We start from the raw sequence: 16,524 nt of genomic DNA, 5'->3' as shown, positions 1-16,524 counted from the left end.
GTGGGTTGGGGTGCGGAGGGCTCCGTCGACCTCACGTCCACGACGCTATCGAGAAAACTTTCACAAAGTCTGGGACCGGAGTCCCGGGGACCTCGGTCCCGTCCCCGGCGGCCGCCCACCGCTCCGGGAATGACCCAGAAAAAGCCGGAATGGCCCGGTTCGGCGATAATCGAGGCATTTGTCGCCCTGGTCAGAGCGCTGCTGACACGGTCCACGAATGCCGCTAGCGTGCGCATCATCGCGCGGGTGCCGACCCGCACCGTGCCGGCCCCCGCCGTGCGCGACCACCGACCCGCGGCCGGTCACGGCCCGCCGCTGCCGAGGAGGCCCCCGTGCCCACCCTGCAGGACGTCGCCCAGGACCTGATGAAGCTCGACGGCGCGCTGGCGTTCGCGTTCGTCGACCACACGAACGGGCTCATGCTCGCGTCGGCCACCTCCGTGCCGTACGACATCGAGCTCGCCGCCGCCGTCGCCACGGAGTTCGTGAGGGCGAAGCTCCGCGCGGTCGAGCAGATGGGCCGCGGCGGCGCCGTCGAGGACATCCTCGTCACGCTGCACGACGAGCTGCACCTCACGCTGGTCTGCGACCACCCCCGCCTGCAGGGCGTGTTCGGCTACCTGGCGCTGGACCGCAGCCGGGGCAACCTCGCGCTCGCGCGGCGCACGCTGCGCTCGCTCGGCGGGACGGTCGAGGTCTAGCCGCCCGGCGGCCCGCCCCCCGCAATCGCGTTTCGGGGGGCGGCGCCGTGGGATTGGGGTGCCGCGCGCCGGTGGCAGCGTCGCTGGTGTTCCACCCGCACGGACGAGGAGTGACGCATGGTCAGCATGGAGGAAGCCACGGCCCAGGTGATGGCGCTGGACGGCGCGATCGCGCTCGCGGGCGTCGACTGGACGAGCGGCATGACGATCATGTCGACGGTGGTGAAGCCGTTCGACATCGAGCTGGCCGCGGCCGTCGCGACCGAGGTGGTGCGGGCGCAGATGCGCTCGATCGAGCAGCTCGGCGGCGGCCAGGCGATCGACGACATCCTCATCTCCCAGACCGACGAGCTGCACCTCGTGACCCTGAGCGACGACCCGCGGTACGCCGGGCTGTTCTCGTACCTGGTGCTCGACCGGGAGCGCGGCAACCTGGCGCTCGCCCGGCGCCGCCTGCGGGACCTGACGCAGGCCGGCATCGACATCGAGCGCTGACCGACGGGCGCGGCGAGGAGACTGGAGGCGCGACGGTGGACGTCCCGCAGGTGCTCGACACGCTGGTCCGCGCGCTGCCCGCGGGGGCCGCGGCGGCCTGGCTCGCCCCGGACGGCGCCGCCGCCCCCGGCGTGCCCGCGCCGGAGCCGCGGATCGCGGCGCTCGCCACCGCGCTCGCGGCGGCGGTGGCCCGGGACGGCGGGGACCTCGCCGGCGACAGCAGCAGCCTGCTGGTGGAGTCCCCGGCGCGGACCCTGCTCGCCCACCGGCTCGGCGGGCACGGGACGCTGGTCGTCTCGGCCGGGCCGGACCTCAACCTCGCCCTGGTCCGCCGGCTCGTCCGCACGGCGCTGGCCGACGGGGAGCCGCGGGGCCCGTCCGGGCGCACGGCGGACGAGCCCGGGGACGACGCGAGGCCGGCGCCCGCGCTGCCGCGCCGGGCGCCGGCCCCCCGGGCGACCGGCTTCCGCTACGAGCCGGAGGACGCGGAGGTGCTCCGGCAGCTCCGCCAGGCGCTGACGGGATGACCCGCCACCGCCCGGACGGCCCTCAGTCGTGCGTGACGGGCGGCGGCGTGAGCACCGTGGGGTGGTCCGGCACGCTGGCCGTCATCAGGGTGCCGTCGGCGCGGCGGGTGCCCTCGATGTCCCGGACGGTCGGCGTGCCGATCAGCCGCGGCGCGGGGGCCAGCGGCAGCACGACCGGGTCGCCGGCCGTGACCTTCACGGGCTCGCCGCGCACCACCAGGTCGGCGGCGTCGCCCTCCTCCACCGTGAGCCGCAGCTCGGTGTGCCGGACGTCCACCCGGACCCGGGTGCCGCGCAGCGTGAGCCGGAACGTGAGCCCGTCCCAGACCTCGGGGAGCCGCGGGTCGAGGGACACGACGCCCTCGTGGTCCCGCATGCCGCCGAACCCGCACGCCAGCGCGCTCCACACGCCACCGGCCGACGCGACGTGCACGCCGTCGGCGGTGTTGTGGTGCAGGTCGGCCAGGTCCACGTACAGCGCCGAGGTGAAGTAGCGCAGCGCGAGCTCCTGGTACCCGACCTCGGAGGCCACGATCGACTGCACGACGCCGGACAGCGTCGAGTCGCCGGTGGTCAGCGGGTCGTAGTAGTCGAAGTCGGCCAGCTTCTCCTCGGCGGTGAACTGGTCGCCCTGCAGGAACAGCGCCAGCACGACGTCGGCCTGCTTGAGCACCTGGAACCGGTAGATCACCAGCGGGTGGTAGTAGAGCAGCAGGGGGCGCTTGGCCGGGTCCGTGTTGGCCAGGTCCCACAGCTCCTTCTCGAGGAAGTTCGCGTCCTGCGGGTGGATGCCCAGGCGCTCGTCGTACGGGATGTGCATCCGCTCGGCGGCGTGCGCCCACTCGTCCAGCTCGTCCTGGGTCAGGTGCAGCCGGGCCACCAGCGCGGCGTGCTCGGCGGGGTGCTCGTGCGCCAGGCGGTCGACGGCCTCGACGGCGCCGCGCAGGTTCGCGCGGGCCATGACGTTCGTGAACAGGTTGTCGTTCACGACGGTCGTGTACTCGTCCGGGCCGGTGACGCCGTGGATGTGGAACGACGCGTCGCCGTTCGTCCCGCGCCAGAAGCCGAGGTCGGCCCACATGCGCGCGGTCTCGACCAGGATGTCGACGGCCTCGCGGGCGAGGAAGTCGTCGTCGCCGGTCGCGGCCACGTACTGCCGCACGGCGTGCGCGATGTCGGCGTCGATGTGGTACTGCGCGGTGCCGGCCGCGTAGTACGCGGACGCCTCCTCGCCGTTGATCGTGCGCCACGGGAACAGCGCGCCGTTCTGGTTGAGCTCGGCGGCCCGGCGGCGGGCGGCGTCCAGCATCGTGTACCGGAACCGCAGCGCGTTCCGGGCGATCCGGGGCGACGTGTACGTGAGGAACGGCAGGACGTAGATCTCGGTGTCCCAGAAGTAGTGCCCGCTGTACCCCGAGCCGGTGAGGCCCTTCGCGGCGATGCCGTTGCCCTCGGCGCGGGCGGTCGCCTGCGCGAGCTGGAACAGGTTCCACCGGATGGCCTGCTGCAGGTCGGGCTGCCCGGGCACCTCGACGTCGCTGCGCGCCCAGAAGTCGTCGAGCCAGGCGCGCTGGTCGGCGAACTGCTGCTCGACCCCGGTCGCCTGCACGCGGTCCAGCGTCCGGCGGCACCGGTCGGCGAGCTCGCGCGCGGGCACGCCGCGGGACGAGTGGTAGGTGACGACCTTGGTGATCCGGACGGTCTGGCCGCGCTTGGCGTCGACCCGGTAGACGTGCTTGGCCAGGTCCTCCTCGACGAGCGACAGCTCCTCGTAGGCGTTGTCCGTCTCGATCGCGTGGTCGGCCGCGACGCTGAGGGTCATCCCGGACGCGGCGGCCCGGTAGGACATGACGTACCGCCCGTCGGAGCCCCAGTGCGAGCGCGGCTCCAGGACCCGCGCGGTCAGCGTCTCGGACTTCCGGGGGTCGAACCCCTCGCCCATCGCGGCGGCGCGGACGTGGTACTCGTCCTGGCCGTCCTGGCGGTTGAGGATCTGGCTGCTCAGCACCACCGGGGCGTCGGCGTCGAGCATGGTGAGCTCGTACGTCATGACGGCCAGGTGCCGCTCGGCGAACGACACCATCCGCCGGGTGCGCACCTGCACGCGCTTGCCGGACGGGGTCTGCCACACGAGGTCGCGGGAGAGTACGCCGTCGCGGAAGTCGAGGCTGCGCTCGTAGGAGTGCAGGTCGGCGACGGTCAGCAGCAGCGGCTCGTCGTCCACGTACAGCCGCATGATCTTGGCGTCCGGGACGTTGACGATCGTCTGGCCGACGCGGGCGAAGCCGTACGCCTCCTCGGCGTGCCGGATCGGCCAGGTCTCGTGGAAGCCGTTGATGAAGGTGCCGTGGCTGTGGCTGTCGCGCCCCTCCTCGACGTTGCCGCGCATGCCGAGGTACCCGTTGCCGACGGCGAACAGGGTCTCGGTCCGGCCCAGGTCGGACGCGTCGTGGCGCGTCTCGCGCAGCCGCCACTCGTCCTTCGGGAACCGGTTGCGGTCGAGGGGGTCGGGGGTGAACAGGGAGGTGGGGTTCACGGCTGCGTGCTCTCGTGCTCGTGGGGCTGCGGGTGCTCGGGGGCGCCGGACGTGCCGGCGGGGTCGGACGGGGTGAGGAGCGCGGCGAGGTCGTCGACCACCAGGTCGGCCCCGTGCGCGGTGAGCGCCTCGACGCCGGCGCCGCGGTCCACGCCGACCACGAGCCCGAACGCCCCGGCGCGGCCGGCGGCGACGCCCGACTCGGCGTCCTCGACCACGACGGCGCGTTCGCGCGGCACGCCGAGCTGCTCGGCGGCGTACAGGTAGGTGGCCGGGTCGGGCTTGCCCGCCAGGCCCGTGGCGGCGGCGACGAGGCCGTCGACGACGAGGCCGAACCGGTCCGTCAGGCCGGCGGCGGCCAGCACGGGCACGGCGTTCCGGCTGCTCGACACCACGGCGACCTTCCGGCCCTGCGCAAGCAGCGCGTCGACGAGGCGCACCGACCCCGGGTACGGCGTGACGCCCTCGGTCTCGAGCACCTGGGTGAACACGGCGTTCTTCCGGTTGCCGAGGCCGCAGACCGTCTCGGTGTCGGGGGAGTCCGTCGGGTCGCCCCAGGGCAGCTCGATGCCGCGCGACGCCAGGAGGGACCGCACGCCCTCGTAGCGCGGCTTGCCGTCGATGTGCGCGAAGTAGTCGGCGTCCGTGTACGGGGCCGCGGCGCGCGCGTCGAGCAGGGGCGCGAACAGCCGCGCCCAGGCGTGCATGTGCACGACGGCGGTGGGGGTGAGGACCCCGTCCAGGTCGAACAGGACGGCGTCGAGGCCGTCGAGGACCGCGGTGGGGCGGTCGGGTGCGGTAGCCACGGTGGAGCTCTCCCGGGGGCGTGGTGCGGGCGGTGGGCGGTGCGGGGCGGTGCGGGTGGTGCCGGTGCTGCGGGTCAGGCGGACAGGGCCCGGACGGCGGCCGGTGCCGGCGCGGCGCTGGAGGCCCGGACGACGAGCTCGGGCGGCACCGGACCGGCCGGTGCCGGCGCCCTCCCGAGGTCGACGCCGAGCCGGTCCAGCACCTGCTCGACGAGGGTCTGCGCCACCAGTCTGATCGGTTGCCGCAGGCTCGTCAGCCCGGGGCGCGGCAGGGACGCCAGGTCGGAGTCGTCGAACCCGGTGACCGCGACGTCCCGGCCCGGGACGGCGCCCGCGTCGGCGACCGCGGCCAGCGCCCCGAGGGCGAGCGCGTCGGACGCGCACACGAGCGAGGTCGGCGCCGCGCCGGCGCCCGCCAGCAGCGGGGCGACGGCGCGCGCGGCGGCGGCCGGGTCGTCCGCGGCGGCGGTGGCGTCCGGCCCGGCGAGCGCGCCGGCGGCCTCGCGCCACGCGGCGCGGCGCGCGTCCCCGCCGGCGCCGTCGGCGGGCCAGCCGACGAAGCCGATGCGACGGTGCCCCCGCTCGGCCAGGTGCTCGACCGCCAGGCGGACGCCGAGCGCCCCGTCGACGTCCACCCACGGGTGGGTGGCGTCCGGGTCGCCCCAGGGCCGGCCGTGCGCGACGAACGCCGCCCCGCGCGCCGCGAGCCAGCCCGGCCGCGCGTCGCCCGGGTGGGTGTCCGCCACGACGACGGCGTCCACGTCGCCGGCCGCGAGCAGCTCGGCGTACGCGGCGATCTCGGCGGCGTCGTCCCCGTACGGGGCGTCGAAGGCGAGGAACCGGTACCCGTGCGGGCGGGCCGCGGCGACCAGCTCGTGCAGCAGCCGGTCGGGGTGCGCCGCCGTGCGGTGCGCGGTGGCGCCGACGCGGATGCCGATCAGGCCGGAGCGGCGCGAGGTGAGCGCGCGGGCGGCGCGGTCGGGGCGGTAGCCGAGGGCGGCGACCGACCGGCGCACCCGGTCCAGCGTCGTGGGCGACAGCCGGTCCGGGGCGTTCACCGCGTTGGAGACCGTCTGCCGCGACACGCCCGCGTGCTCGGCGACGGCGCGGATCGTGACCCGCGGGGCGCGCGGGGTCGACGCGCGCGTGTCGTCGGCGGTGGGCATGGGGCGGTCCTCGTGGCGTCCGTGCGGGGTGGGTGGAGGGAGGTCGTGCGGACCGACGGAGCCACTTTGACCGGTCAAATCCGCGACGATCCTGCCCGCGGCGAGGGGGCGGTGTCAAAGGTCCAGGACGACCCGGACGAACCGGGCGCGGGGGTCGCTGCCTGCACGTTCGTGCACATCGCGACCAGGTGGTCGGCCGGCGGCGGCGTGCGCTGCGCGGACGCGGCGGAGGGGCCGCGGGACGTGCGACGCGAGCGGCCCCGGCGGCGCGGGTGGCACGGCCGCGGGTGTGACTAGGGTGACACCCATGACGTGGCTGACGACGCCCGCGCACGCCCGCTGGCTCGAGACCGAGACCGACCGCCTGCTCGCCTTCGGGAAGGCGTCCGCGACGCCGTCCGGCGGGTTCCTGCGCCTGGACGACGTGGGCCGGCCGCTGCCGGGCCCCGCCGAGCTGTGGATCACCTGCCGGATGACGCACGTGTACGCCCTGGGGCACCTGCTGGGCCGGCCGGGCGCCGCCGCGCTGGTCGACCACGGGCTGGCCGCGCTGGACGGGCTGTTCCGGGACGCGGAGCACGGCGGCTGGTACGCGGAGGTGAACGCCGACGGCACGCCCCGCGACGACGCCAAGGCGGCGTACCCGCACGCGTTCGTGATTCTCGCCACGTCCTCCGCGGCCGCCGCGCGCCGCCCGGGCGCCGAGGCGCTGCTCCGGGAGGCGCTCGAGGTCTCGGAGCGGCGGTTCTGGGACGAGGAGGCCGGGATGGCCGTCGAGTCCTGGGACCGGACGTTCACCGAGCTCGACGGGTACCGCGGGGTCAACGCCAACATGCACACCGTGGAGGCGTACCTCGCGGCGCACGGCGTCACCGGCGAGCGGGTGTGGCTCGACCGGGCCGTCCGCATCCTCACCCGGGTCGTGCACGGCTTCGCGCGCGACAACGACTGGCGGATCCCCGAGCACTTCGACGCCCGGTGGCAGGCGGACCTCGAGTACAACGCCGACACCCCGGCGCACCCGTTCCGGCCGTACGGCGCGACGGTCGGCCACTGGCTCGAGTGGGCGCGCCTGACGCTGCACGCCCGCGCCTCGCTGACCGCTGCCGGCGACGTCGCCCCCGTGTGGATGGTCGAGGACGCCACCGCGCTGTTCGACGCGTCGGTCCGCGAGGGCTGGGCCGTCGACGGGGCGCCGGGGTTCGTCTACACGGTCGACTGGGCGGGGGAGCCGGTGGTCCGCGAGCGCATGCACTGGGTCGCCGCCGAGGGCATCGCCGCCGCGGCGGCCCTGCACGCCGCCACGGGCGAGCAGCGGTTCGACGACTGGTACGCGGCCTGGTGGGACTACGCCGAGGAGTTCCTGCTCGACCGGGACGGCGGGTCCTGGTGGCACGAGCTCGGCACCGACAACCGGGTGTCGCGGACGGTGTGGGAGGGCAAGGCCGACCTGTACCACGCGGTGCAGGCGACCCTGGTCCCGCGGCTGCCGCTCGCGCCGGTGATCGCGCCGGCGCTGGCGCAGGGGCTGCTGGACTGACGCGGGTGCGGGCGCCCGGGCCGGGCGCGGGGCCGGCGTCGGTCGGCCCGCCGCGCGGACGCCGCCGCGCGGGGGTGCCGGGCGGACCCTAGAGTTCCGCCGTGCCCAGGCGCCGGCGGTCGGTCCCGTGGTGGGTCGTCGCGCTGGTGCCGGCGGTCGCCGCGGTGCTCTCGGGCGCCCTGCCACGTGCCGACGCGTGGGCGCTCGCGGAGCGGGTCGGGCCGGTGCTGCTGTTCGTGGCGGCGCTGACCGTCGTCGCCGAGCTGTGCGGGGCGGCGGGGCTGTTCGACGTCGCCACCGACGCCGCGGCGCGGGCCGCGCGCGGGCGCCGCTGGCTGCTCTGGCTGCTGCTGGTCGCGATCGCGGTGGCGTCGACGGTGCTGCTGTCGCTCGACACGACGGCGGTGCTGCTGACGCCGCTCGCGATCACGCTCGCCCGGCGGACCCGGACGTCCCCGCTGCTGCTCGTGCTGACGGTCGTCGCGCTGGCCAACACCGCGTCGCTGCTGCTGCCGGTGTCGAACCTGACGAACCTGCTGGCCGACCACCGGTTCGCCGAGCAGGGGGTCGGGTACCTCGGGGTGATGTGGGCGCCGGCGCTCGCGGCGGTGGTCGTGACGGTGGCGGTGCTCGCGGTGCGCGGGCGCGCGGACCTGCGCGGGCGGTTCGAGCCGCCGGAGCGGTACGTGCCGCCGGACCGCGGGCTCCTCGTCGCGACCGGGGTGGTCGTCGCCGTGATGGCCGTCGGGTTCGTCGCGGGCCTGCCGGTGTGGGCCGTGGCGCTCGCGGCGTGCGCGGCGCTGCTCGTCGCCTTCGCCGTCCGGCGGCGGCCGGTGCCCGGGCGGGTCGGGGACCTGGTGCCGTGGCGGATGGTCGTGGTCGTCGGCGCGCTGTTCGTCGTCGTCGAGACCCTGCAGGTGCGCGGCCTGGGCGACGCGGTGCTCGCCGCGGCGCCGGCGGGCGGGGACCTCGGCGCGCTGCTCGGCGTCGCGGGGCTGTCGGCGGCCGTGGCGAACGGCGTGAACAACCTGCCCGCCTACCTGCTGCTGGAGCCGGTCGCCGGCGAGGACGTGCGCCGGCTCGCCGCCGTGCTGATCGGCACCGGGGTGGGCCCGCTGCTGACCCCGTGGGCCTCGCTCGCGACCGTGCTGTGGTGGCGGCGGTGCCGGCAGGCGCTGGTGCACGTCCCGGTGCGGGCGTTCGTGGTCCAGGGGCTGTGGCTGGCGCCGCTGTGCGTGGTGGCGTCGGTGCTGGCGCTCGCGGTGGTGGCCTGACCCCGGCGCCTCAGGACCTGCGGGTCGAGCGGGCCAGGACGTGCATCCGCTCGCCCTGCGGGCCCCAGAGGGACAGCACCTCCGCGGGGCCCGGCCCGGGGTTGGTGAACCAGTGCGGGATCCGGGTGTCGAACTCGACCGCCTCGCCGGGCTCGACCACGAGGTCGTGCTCGCCGAGCACGAGGCGCATCCGCCCGGACAGCACGTACATCCACTCGTAGCCCTCGTGCGTCCGCGGGTCCGGCGGCCCCGGGTGCTGCCCCGGCGGGAAGATCAGCTTGTACGCCTGCATCCCGCCCTGCTTGCGGCTGAGCGGCAGGTACGTGATGCCGTGCCGCACGACCGGCGACAGGTGCACCCGCGGGTCGCCGGTCCCGGGGGCGCCGACGAGCTCGTCGAGCGGGACCTGGTGCGCGCGGGCCAGGGGGAGCAGCAGCTCCAGCGTCGGGCGCCGCTGCCCGGACTCGAGGCGCGACAGCGTGCTGACCGAGATGCCCGTGCTGCGCGACAGGTCCGCGAGCGTGGCGCCGCGGCGCTGGCGGAGGTCGCGCAGCCGGGGGCCGACGGCGTCGAGGACGGGCTCCAGGGAGTCGGACATGCCGCCAGTTTGCCGTTCCGGCAACGGAAGTTGTCAACCCGGGGCGCGTGGCACGACCGTGGACGTCGTGACCCACGAGGAGGACGTGATGGACGAGCGGTACGACGTGCTGGTGGTCGGCGGCGGGGCGGCGGGGCTGAGCGGCGCGCTCACCCTGGCCCGGGCGCGCAAGCGGGTGCTGGTGGTGCACGACGGCGCGCCGCGGAACGCGCCCGCGGCGCACCTGCACGCCTACCTCGGCCTGGACGGGCTGTCGCCGGCCGAGCTGCTCGCGCGCGGCCGGGCCGAGGTCGAGGGTTACGGCGCCGAGGTGGTCGAGGACCGGGTGGTCGACGTCCGGCGCGACGGCGACGGGTTCCGCGCGGCGCTCGCGGGCGGGCGGGTCGTCCGGTCGCGGCGGGTGCTGGTCGCGACCGGCCTGGTGGACGAGCTGCCGGACGTGCCCGGTCTCGCGGAGCGCTGGGGCCGCGACGTGCTGCACTGCCCGTTCTGCCACGGGTACGAGGTGCGGGACCGCGCGGTCGCCGTCCTCGGGTCGGGGCCGGTGGCGGTGCACCAGGCGCAGCTGTGGCGGGGGTGGACGGCCGACGTGACGCTGTTCCTGGGCGCGGGTGCGGGTGCGGAGCCCGCGTCGGGCGCCGACGGGCTGACCGACGCCGACTGGGAGCGGCTCGCCGCGCTCGGGGTGCAGGTCGTCGACTGGCCGGTCGCCGGGCTCGAGGTCGAGGACGACGCCCTCACCGGCGTCCGGCTGACCTCCGGCACGGTGCTGCACCGCGACGCCGTGGTGGTCGCCACCCGGCTGCGGGCCCGGCTCGACGGGCTCGAGGGGCTGGGGCTGCCGACCGAGCCGGTGACGATGGGTGACCGCGTCATCGGGACCCGGGTCGGCGCCGCGCCGGACGGGGCGACGGGCGTGCCGGGCGTGCGGGTCGCGGGGAACGTCACCGACCTGCGGGCGCAGGTGCAGGTCGCCGCGGCGGCCGGGCTCACGGCGGGGGCGGCGCTGGTGGCCGAGCTCGCGGCCGAGGACGCCGACGCCGCGGTGGCGCGGTACCGGGCGGGCCAGGGCGGGCACGGCGGCGACGAGCCCGGCGGCGACGGGTCCGGCGGTGACGCGCACGGGCACGGCCACCGCGGCGACCCGTTCGAGGTGCGGCACGACCGGGAGTTCTGGGAGGACCGGTACCGCTCCGCGCCGCAGGTGTGGAGCGGGCGGCCGAACCCGCAGCTGGTCGACGAGGTGGCGGGCCTGGCGCCGGGGCGCGCGCTGGACGTGGCGTGCGGCGAGGGCGGCGACGCCCTGTGGCTCGCGGGCCGCGGCTGGTCCGTCACCGCGGTCGACCTGGCGCAGACCGCGCTGGACCGGGTCGAGGCGGCGGCCGCGGCGGCCGGGCCGGACGTCGCCGCCCGGGTGCGGACCGAGCGCGTCGACATCGCGGAGCGGGACGCGGGCGACGGCGTGTACGACCTGGTCACCAGCCACTTCCTGCACCTGCCGCCGGAGGTCCGCGCCGTGGCGTTCGCGCGGATGGCGCGGGCGGTGGCCCCGGGCGGGACGCTGCTGGTCGTCGCGCACCACGCGAGCGACCTCGCCACCACGATCGGGCGGCCGGACCTGCCGGAGCTGTTCTTCGAGCCCGCGGACGTCGTGGCGGCGCTGGAGCCCGGCGGATGGGACGTGCCCGTCGCCGAGGCCCGGCCGCGGACCGCGACCGACCCGGACGGCCGGGAGATCACGATCCGGGACACGGTGGTGCGGGCGGTCCGCCGGGGCTGACGGGGGCCACGACTCCGGCGAGGGGCGTCGCGCGCGGCGCCCCTCGCCGCGCGCTCCCGTCGCGCACCGGAGGCGGCGCCGGGGTGGCAGGATCGCGCTCATGAGCGACGACACCGAGGTCCGGGCCCTGATCGCCGACGTCGAGCGGCAGGAGCGCGAGCTGCGCTTCGCGACCTTCACCAACGACGACGCGTGGGAGCTCGGCACGCTGCTGGTCCGGCTGGCCACCGAGCGTGGCCTGCCGGTGACGGTCGACGTCCGGCGGGGCCGGCAGCAGCTCTTCCACGCGGCCCGGCCGGGCACGGTCGCCGACAACGACTCGTGGATCGACCGGAAGGTCCGGGTCGTCGAGCGGTTCGGGACCTCCTCCTACCTGCAGGGCCTGCGGGCGCGAGCGAAGGGCACCACGTTCGGCGCGGTGCACGAGCTGCCGCTGCAGGAGTACGCCGCGCACGGCGGTGCGTTCCCGGTGCACGTCGAGGGCGTGGGCGTCGTCGGCGTGGTGACCGTCTCGGGCCTCCCGCAGGCGGACGACCACGCGCTGGTGACGGAGGCGGTCCGCACCTTCCTGGACGGCTGACCCGCCGACGTCGGCACGCCGGTGCCGAGGCCGGCAGCCCGAGGTGCCGGCCCGGGCCGGGGTTGCCGATCTCGGCGTCAGGGGAGCGGGAGGACCGTGGGCAGCCAGGTCGTCACCGCGGCGGCGACCGACCCGGTGTCCTTCTTCAGGGAGTGGTCGCCCGGCACCGGGACGACCGTGCGGGTCGGCGCCGCCGCCGGGGTGCCGTAGGGGTCCGTGCGGCCCTGGACGACCAGCACCGGGACGCCCGCGGCCTCGAGCTCGGGCAGCCGGCTCGGCGCGTCCGGCCGGCCCGGAGGCTGCGTGGGGAACGCGAGGCACAGCACGCCGACGGCGCCGGTGGCGAGCGCCGTCCGGCAGGCGGTGCGGGCGCCGGCCGACCGGCCGCCGGTGACCAGCGGCGCGTCCAGGGCGTGCGTGCGCAGGTGCGCGACGACGGCGGTCCACGCCTCGTCGAGCGCGGGGCCGCGGGGGCCGACCCGCTTGCCGGCGACGCGGTACGGCTGCTCGACCAGCGCGACCGCCAGCCCGAGCCCGGTGGCCGCCGCGGTCACGGCGAGGAGGTCCGGCGCGCCGACGCCGCCGCCGGCCCCGTGGCCGAGCACGAGCGCGCCCGGGACGCGGGTGCGGCCGTCGGCGCCCGGCGCGACGCCGGCGGGCAGGTGCAGGTGCGCGCGGGCGGGCCCCTGCGGGGTGGCGATGTCGAGGCTGCTCACGCCCGCCACGCTACGCGGGGTGCCGAGCTCGCCGGTGGCGCTCGGCGACGACCTGCTGACGGCACGCCCCGGCGCGTCCGTCCGGGTGGATCCGCTCGGGGCACGGCACCGCGCGGCTCGGGATGCGGCGCGGAGCCGCGCGCGGCATCGTCGGGAGCGTCCGAGGAGTCGATGCGAGGAGGCCGCCATGCCGCGCCGTGACCCGGGTCCGAGCGTGAAGGACAAGGAGCTCTACGAGGAGCTCCGCGACGAGGGCAACAGCAAGGAGAAGTCCGCGCGCATCGCCAACGCGGCTGCGGCGCGCGGGCGGTCGTCCGTCGGGAAGAAGGGCGGCGAGTCCGGCTCGTACGAGGACTGGACCGTGGACGACCTGCGCAAGCGGGCCGCCGAGATCGGCATCGAGGGCCGGTCGTCGATGAACAAGGCCGACCTCGTCGAGGCGCTCCGCTCGCACTGAGCGGAGCGCCCCGCGGGGGTCAGCGGCGGAAGTACCCGAACAGGTCGACGACCATCGCCGTCTGCGCCGAGTCCGACCGGGTCGACAGGGCGCCGCCCGCGCCGAGCCGGACGACCGCGACGTTCGCCTGGTCGCGGCGGGCCACCACGTTCATCGCGGACACCCCCGGCACGACGTCACCGGCGTTCGCCGGGAACAGCCGGATGTTGGAACGCCCGGCCGGCGAGACGGCGGTCGGGTTGAGGACGACCGCGGTGGCCGCGTCCGGGACGCCGGCCCGACCGCGGACCGGGAACGTCGCGACCCGCCCCGGCGTGAGGGCCCCGGTGATCCCGAGGCCGGTGCGCGTGTCCGCCACCCGCGCCGGCGTCACGGGCACGAACCCGTCGGTGCCGGTCGCGGAGAAGTACCCCGCGAGCTCGGCGACGACGTCGGTCGCCGCGGTGTGCGAGAAGAACCGGACGCGCCCGCCGTCGCCGACCGGCACGACGGCCATCGCGGCCTCGTTGTGCCCGGGCAGGAGGTTGATGCTGCGCACGGTCGACGGGACGTGCGGCTCCGACGCGGCGGGGGTCGGGTAGACGCGGATGTTCGTCCGCGCCGCCGCGCCGACGCCGGTCACGTTGAGCACCACGGCCGAGGCGTCGGCGGGGACCCCGTTCTTCCCGGTCACCCGGAGGTCCACCCACCGACCCGCGGCCACGCGGGCCCGCGGCACGCCGCCCGTCCCGGCCCGGGTGTCCAGCACCCGCGCCGGGTCCGTCGGGACGAACGCGGTGGCCCCACCCGCCCGGTAGTAGCCGACGACGTCCGCGGCGACGTGCGACGTGGTGCTGAACGTGGCGAACGTCAGGTCGCCCGAGGCGCCGAGCGCGACGGTCGCGAGGTTGGGCTGGTCCTCGCCGGCCACGACGTTCAGGAGAGAGGCGGTCGGGGCGGCCGCACCCGCGGCGGGCGTCGGGTACACGCGGAGGCTGCCCTTGGCGGTCGGGCTGACGGCGGTCACGTTGAGCACGACCGCGGTCGCGTCCGCGGGGACCGCGACGCCGCCGACCACCAGCCGCACGGGGCTGCCGGGCCGAACGACGCCCGCCCGCACGCCGGTACCCGTGCGCGTGTCCAGGACGCGCCGCGGCTCGACGGGCGTGAACCGGTCGCCGCCGGCGGCGACGGTGAACCACGTCCGCGAGGGGGTCGGCTGCACCGCGCCGGCGGTGTCGGTGAGGCCCCCGACCCAGAGCTGGTAGTGCCGGCCGGCGACCAGGTCGGTCGTCGGGGTGAGCGTGAGCGTGCCGACCCCCCGGTCGACGGCCAGCGTCGCGGGGACGTCCGCGCCCGAGCTGCCGTCGACGAGCCGCACGGTCGCCGCCGACGCCGCGCCGTCCGCCGGCGTCCGGCCGAGGGTCACGGTGAGCGCGGGCCGGACCGCGACCCCCGCCTGGTGGGAGACGAGGGAGGTGCCGAGCACCCACACGTGCTCGCCGGTGCCGGCCAGGGGCTGCGCGCCCGCGGACCTCGTGAGCGTCACGGTGTACCGGTCGCCCCGGGAGCCGTCGACGTTCGCGACGCCCAGCCGGATCGTGCCCGCCGCCGGGACCGGGACCGCGAGCGCGAGCGGGCTGCCCGCGGCGGCGGCCTCGCCGCGCGCCAGCACCTCGCCGGACGCCGACAGGGCGGTGGTCCGGGGGCGCGTCGCCTGCGCGCTGCCGGTCGGGGTGACGGTCGCGGTGTACCAGCCGGCGGTCGTCACCTCGACGGCGTACCAGTCCTCGTCGCCCTCCGGCGACAGCGCACCGGTGACCGTGCGGGCGAGCGGGAGGGCGCGCGCCCGTGCGGGCGTGGAGTCGTCCACGGCGCCGTCGCCGGGCCCCTGCTCGAGCGGCGTCGCGGTGCCCAGGCCGAGCGCGGCGGCCGCGTCGACCGCGCCCGCGCCGTAGAAGGGGTCCCGGCCGCGCGGACCGGCGTCGCGCGCCGTCGTGACCACCGCCTGCTCGACCTGCGCGGGGGTCCGGCCCCGCGACGTGAGGAGCGCTGCGACGCCGCTGACCAGCGGCGTGCTGAACGAGGTGCCGCTCGCGGTCAGGTAGCCGCCGCCGTTGGACGGCGCGACCAGGCCCTTGCCCGGGGCGGCGACCGTGGTGCTGTCGCCCCACGTCGAGAACGGCGTGAGCACGCCGGCGTCGTCGGTGGCACCGACCGAGAGGAGGCCGTCGATCTCGGGTGCGTAGGCCGCGGGGAACTCCGGGACCTGGGTGCCCGAGTTGCCGGCGGCGGCCAGGACGACGACCCCGGCGGCGACCGCGTCCGCGATCGCCGCGCGCAGGACGGGTGAGGCGCCCGGCCCGCCGAGGGAGAGGTTGATGACGTCGGCGCCGTGCTCGACGGCCCACCGGATGCCCTCGGCGACGTCGGAGTCGTAGCCGCTGCCCCGGTGGTCGAGCACCTTGACCGGCATGATCGACGCGCCGTGCGCGGCGCCGGCGGCGCCCCGTCCGTTGCCGCCGATCGCGGCGGCGACCCCCGCCACGGCGGTGCCGTGCCACTGGTCGTCGCTCGGGTCGGCGTCCTCGTTCACGGCGTCGTACCCGGGCACGAGGCGGCCCGCGAGGTCGGGGTGGTCGAGGTCGACCCCGGTGTCGAGGACGGCGATGACCTGGCCGGCCCCCGAGGTGACGTCCCAGGCGCGCGGCAGGCGCAGCAGGTCGAGGTACGGACGTGCGAGCGCCGCCAGCTCGTCGGCAGGTCGGGCCTGGGCGGTCCGGACGACGTCGAGCTGCACCGCGGCGACGCGGGGGTCGGCGTCGAGCGCCTCGACCACGTCGGCCGGGTCGGCGTCGCCGACGGGCACCTCGACGAACCCGGTGGCGGCGACGTCGTCCTCGGCGGCGACGCCCTCGGTCGCGAGCGCCGCGGCCTGCTCGGCCGGGTCCACCCCGGGGGCGAACTGCACGAGCACCTGGTCCGGCGAGGCGGCCGGCAGGCCGGTCTCCTCGGCGGGGTCGGCGGTGGTGGCGGGCGGGGCCTCGGGCAGGACGGACCGGTCGGGTGCGTCCTCGGCGGCGGTGAGCTCCGCGGGGTCGGCGGGCGCCGCGGGGTCGGCGGGCGCCGCGGGGTCGGCGGGCGGCGGGGTCGCGGTCGTGGCCGCGCCGCCGGCGGCGACCGCCGGGACGACGGAGGGCGCCGACGGGTGCGCCGTGGCGACGGGAGCCGCGCCGAGCACGACACCGGCGCTCACGCCGATCGCGGTGACGGTCCGGACGATCTGTCGCACTGCGGCCTCCTCGGTGGCGCACCACCGCGGTGCGAGCCGGGGTTCCGATCGGCCGCGCCCCGCGCCGCGTGAACGCC

Annotated in this window: 14 protein-coding genes; 8 read left to right on the top strand and 6 right to left on the bottom strand. The window is 77.0% G+C overall.

The genetic code is table 11. The annotated features are described in order from the left end of the window. Positions 1-332 precede the first annotated feature (332 nt). The 3 genes from Cpa01nite_RS08715 to Cpa01nite_RS08705 all read left to right on the top strand — a co-directional run bounded on the left by Cpa01nite_RS08715 (position 333) and on the right by Cpa01nite_RS08705 (position 1,723). Positions 333-701, top strand: coding sequence for a hypothetical protein (locus Cpa01nite_RS08715; RefSeq protein ID WP_239068638.1), 369 nt, complete (start codon positions 333-335; stop codon positions 699-701). A 117-nt stretch (positions 702-818) separates the two neighbouring features. Beyond that, positions 819-1,196, top strand: a complete 378-nt coding sequence (locus Cpa01nite_RS08710; protein WP_203668372.1) for a hypothetical protein — start codon at positions 819-821, stop codon at positions 1,194-1,196. A 35-nt stretch (positions 1,197-1,231) separates the two neighbouring features. Further along, a complete protein-coding gene (locus tag Cpa01nite_RS08705; protein ID WP_203668371.1) occupies positions 1,232-1,723 on the top strand; it encodes a hypothetical protein in 492 nt (163 codons plus the stop codon). Positions 1,724-1,745: 22 nt separating this feature from the next. Here Cpa01nite_RS08705 and Cpa01nite_RS08700 read toward each other — a convergent pair whose 3' ends face one another. The 3 genes from Cpa01nite_RS08700 to Cpa01nite_RS08690 all read right to left on the bottom strand — a co-directional run bounded on the left by Cpa01nite_RS08700 (position 1,746) and on the right by Cpa01nite_RS08690 (position 6,231). Further along, positions 1,746-4,259, bottom strand: coding sequence for a glycoside hydrolase family 65 protein (locus Cpa01nite_RS08700; protein WP_203668370.1), 2,514 nt, complete (start codon positions 4,257-4,259; stop codon positions 1,746-1,748). Beyond that, positions 4,256-5,065, bottom strand: a complete 810-nt coding sequence (locus Cpa01nite_RS08695) for an HAD family hydrolase (protein ID WP_203668369.1) — start codon at positions 5,063-5,065, stop codon at positions 4,256-4,258. The genes Cpa01nite_RS08700 and Cpa01nite_RS08695 overlap by 4 nt, the downstream gene beginning before the upstream one ends. A gap of 74 nt (positions 5,066-5,139) precedes the next feature. Further along, on the bottom strand, positions 5,140-6,231 hold the full coding sequence (locus Cpa01nite_RS08690) for a LacI family DNA-binding transcriptional regulator (protein ID WP_203668368.1): 1,092 nt from the start codon (positions 6,229-6,231) through the stop codon (positions 5,140-5,142). Positions 6,232-6,538: 307 nt separating this feature from the next. Between Cpa01nite_RS08690 and Cpa01nite_RS08685 the strand changes: the two genes are divergently transcribed. Continuing rightward, the gene (locus Cpa01nite_RS08685; protein ID WP_203668367.1) at positions 6,539-7,771 is read left to right on the top strand and encodes an AGE family epimerase/isomerase; all 1,233 of its coding nucleotides are present in this window, start codon (positions 6,539-6,541) and stop codon (positions 7,769-7,771) included. 101 nt (positions 7,772-7,872) lie between these two features. Beyond that, positions 7,873-9,045, top strand: a complete 1,173-nt coding sequence (locus Cpa01nite_RS08680) for an SLC13 family permease (protein WP_203668366.1) — start codon at positions 7,873-7,875, stop codon at positions 9,043-9,045. Positions 9,046-9,055: 10 nt separating this feature from the next. On the opposite strand, the gene Cpa01nite_RS08675 is transcribed toward Cpa01nite_RS08680, so the two are convergent. Next, a complete protein-coding gene (locus tag Cpa01nite_RS08675; RefSeq protein ID WP_203668365.1) occupies positions 9,056-9,643 on the bottom strand; it encodes a helix-turn-helix domain-containing protein in 588 nt (195 codons plus the stop codon). A 67-nt stretch (positions 9,644-9,710) separates the two neighbouring features. Between Cpa01nite_RS08675 and Cpa01nite_RS18570 the strand changes: the two genes are divergently transcribed. Both Cpa01nite_RS18570 and Cpa01nite_RS08660 read left to right on the top strand, forming a co-directional pair. Then, positions 9,711-11,423 (top strand): bifunctional NAD(P)/FAD-dependent oxidoreductase/class I SAM-dependent methyltransferase, encoded by a 1,713-nt coding sequence (locus Cpa01nite_RS18570; RefSeq protein ID WP_239068637.1) that lies wholly within the window; start codon positions 9,711-9,713, stop codon positions 11,421-11,423. Between the two features lie 100 nt (positions 11,424-11,523). Continuing rightward, entirely contained in the window at positions 11,524-12,003 is a 480-nt protein-coding gene (locus Cpa01nite_RS08660) for a heme-degrading domain-containing protein (protein ID WP_203668364.1), read from the top strand. 77 nt (positions 12,004-12,080) lie between these two features. On the opposite strand, the gene Cpa01nite_RS08655 is transcribed toward Cpa01nite_RS08660, so the two are convergent. Continuing rightward, positions 12,081-12,719 (bottom strand): alpha/beta hydrolase family protein, encoded by a 639-nt coding sequence (locus Cpa01nite_RS08655; RefSeq protein WP_203668363.1) that lies wholly within the window; start codon positions 12,717-12,719, stop codon positions 12,081-12,083. Between the two features lie 187 nt (positions 12,720-12,906). Here Cpa01nite_RS08655 and Cpa01nite_RS08650 point away from each other — a divergent pair, with 187 nt between their 5' ends. After that, the gene (locus Cpa01nite_RS08650) at positions 12,907-13,176 is read left to right on the top strand and encodes a DUF7218 family protein (protein ID WP_203668362.1); all 270 of its coding nucleotides are present in this window, start codon (positions 12,907-12,909) and stop codon (positions 13,174-13,176) included. Positions 13,177-13,195: 19 nt separating this feature from the next. On the opposite strand, the gene Cpa01nite_RS08645 is transcribed toward Cpa01nite_RS08650, so the two are convergent. After that, positions 13,196-16,447: a S8 family serine peptidase gene (locus Cpa01nite_RS08645; RefSeq protein WP_203668361.1), complete on the bottom strand. Its 3,252-nt coding sequence runs from the start codon at positions 16,445-16,447 to the stop codon at positions 13,196-13,198. Positions 16,448-16,524 lie beyond the last annotated feature (77 nt).

The organism is Cellulomonas pakistanensis (assembly GCF_016862755.1).
Taxonomy (GTDB): Bacteria; Actinomycetota; Actinomycetes; order Actinomycetales; family Cellulomonadaceae; genus Cellulomonas; species Cellulomonas pakistanensis.
This window is presented reverse-complemented; position numbering and strand designations above follow the sequence as displayed.

Excerpts from the sequence above, each read along its gene's own strand:
- Cpa01nite_RS08650 (WP_203668362.1), top strand. The coding sequence starts at position 12,907 with ATGCCGCGCCGTGACCCGGGTCCGAGCGTGAAGGACAAGGAGCTCTAC.
- Cpa01nite_RS08690 (WP_203668368.1), bottom strand. The coding sequence starts at position 6,231 with ATGCCCACCGCCGACGACACGCGCGCGTCGACCCCGCGCGCCCCGCGG.
- Cpa01nite_RS08675 (WP_203668365.1), bottom strand. The coding sequence starts at position 9,643 with ATGTCCGACTCCCTGGAGCCCGTCCTCGACGCCGTCGGCCCCCGGCTG.
- Cpa01nite_RS08685 (WP_203668367.1), top strand. The coding sequence starts at position 6,539 with ATGACGTGGCTGACGACGCCCGCGCACGCCCGCTGGCTCGAGACCGAG.
- Cpa01nite_RS08710 (WP_203668372.1), top strand. The coding sequence starts at position 819 with ATGGTCAGCATGGAGGAAGCCACGGCCCAGGTGATGGCGCTGGACGGC.
- Cpa01nite_RS08660 (WP_203668364.1), top strand. The coding sequence starts at position 11,524 with ATGAGCGACGACACCGAGGTCCGGGCCCTGATCGCCGACGTCGAGCGG.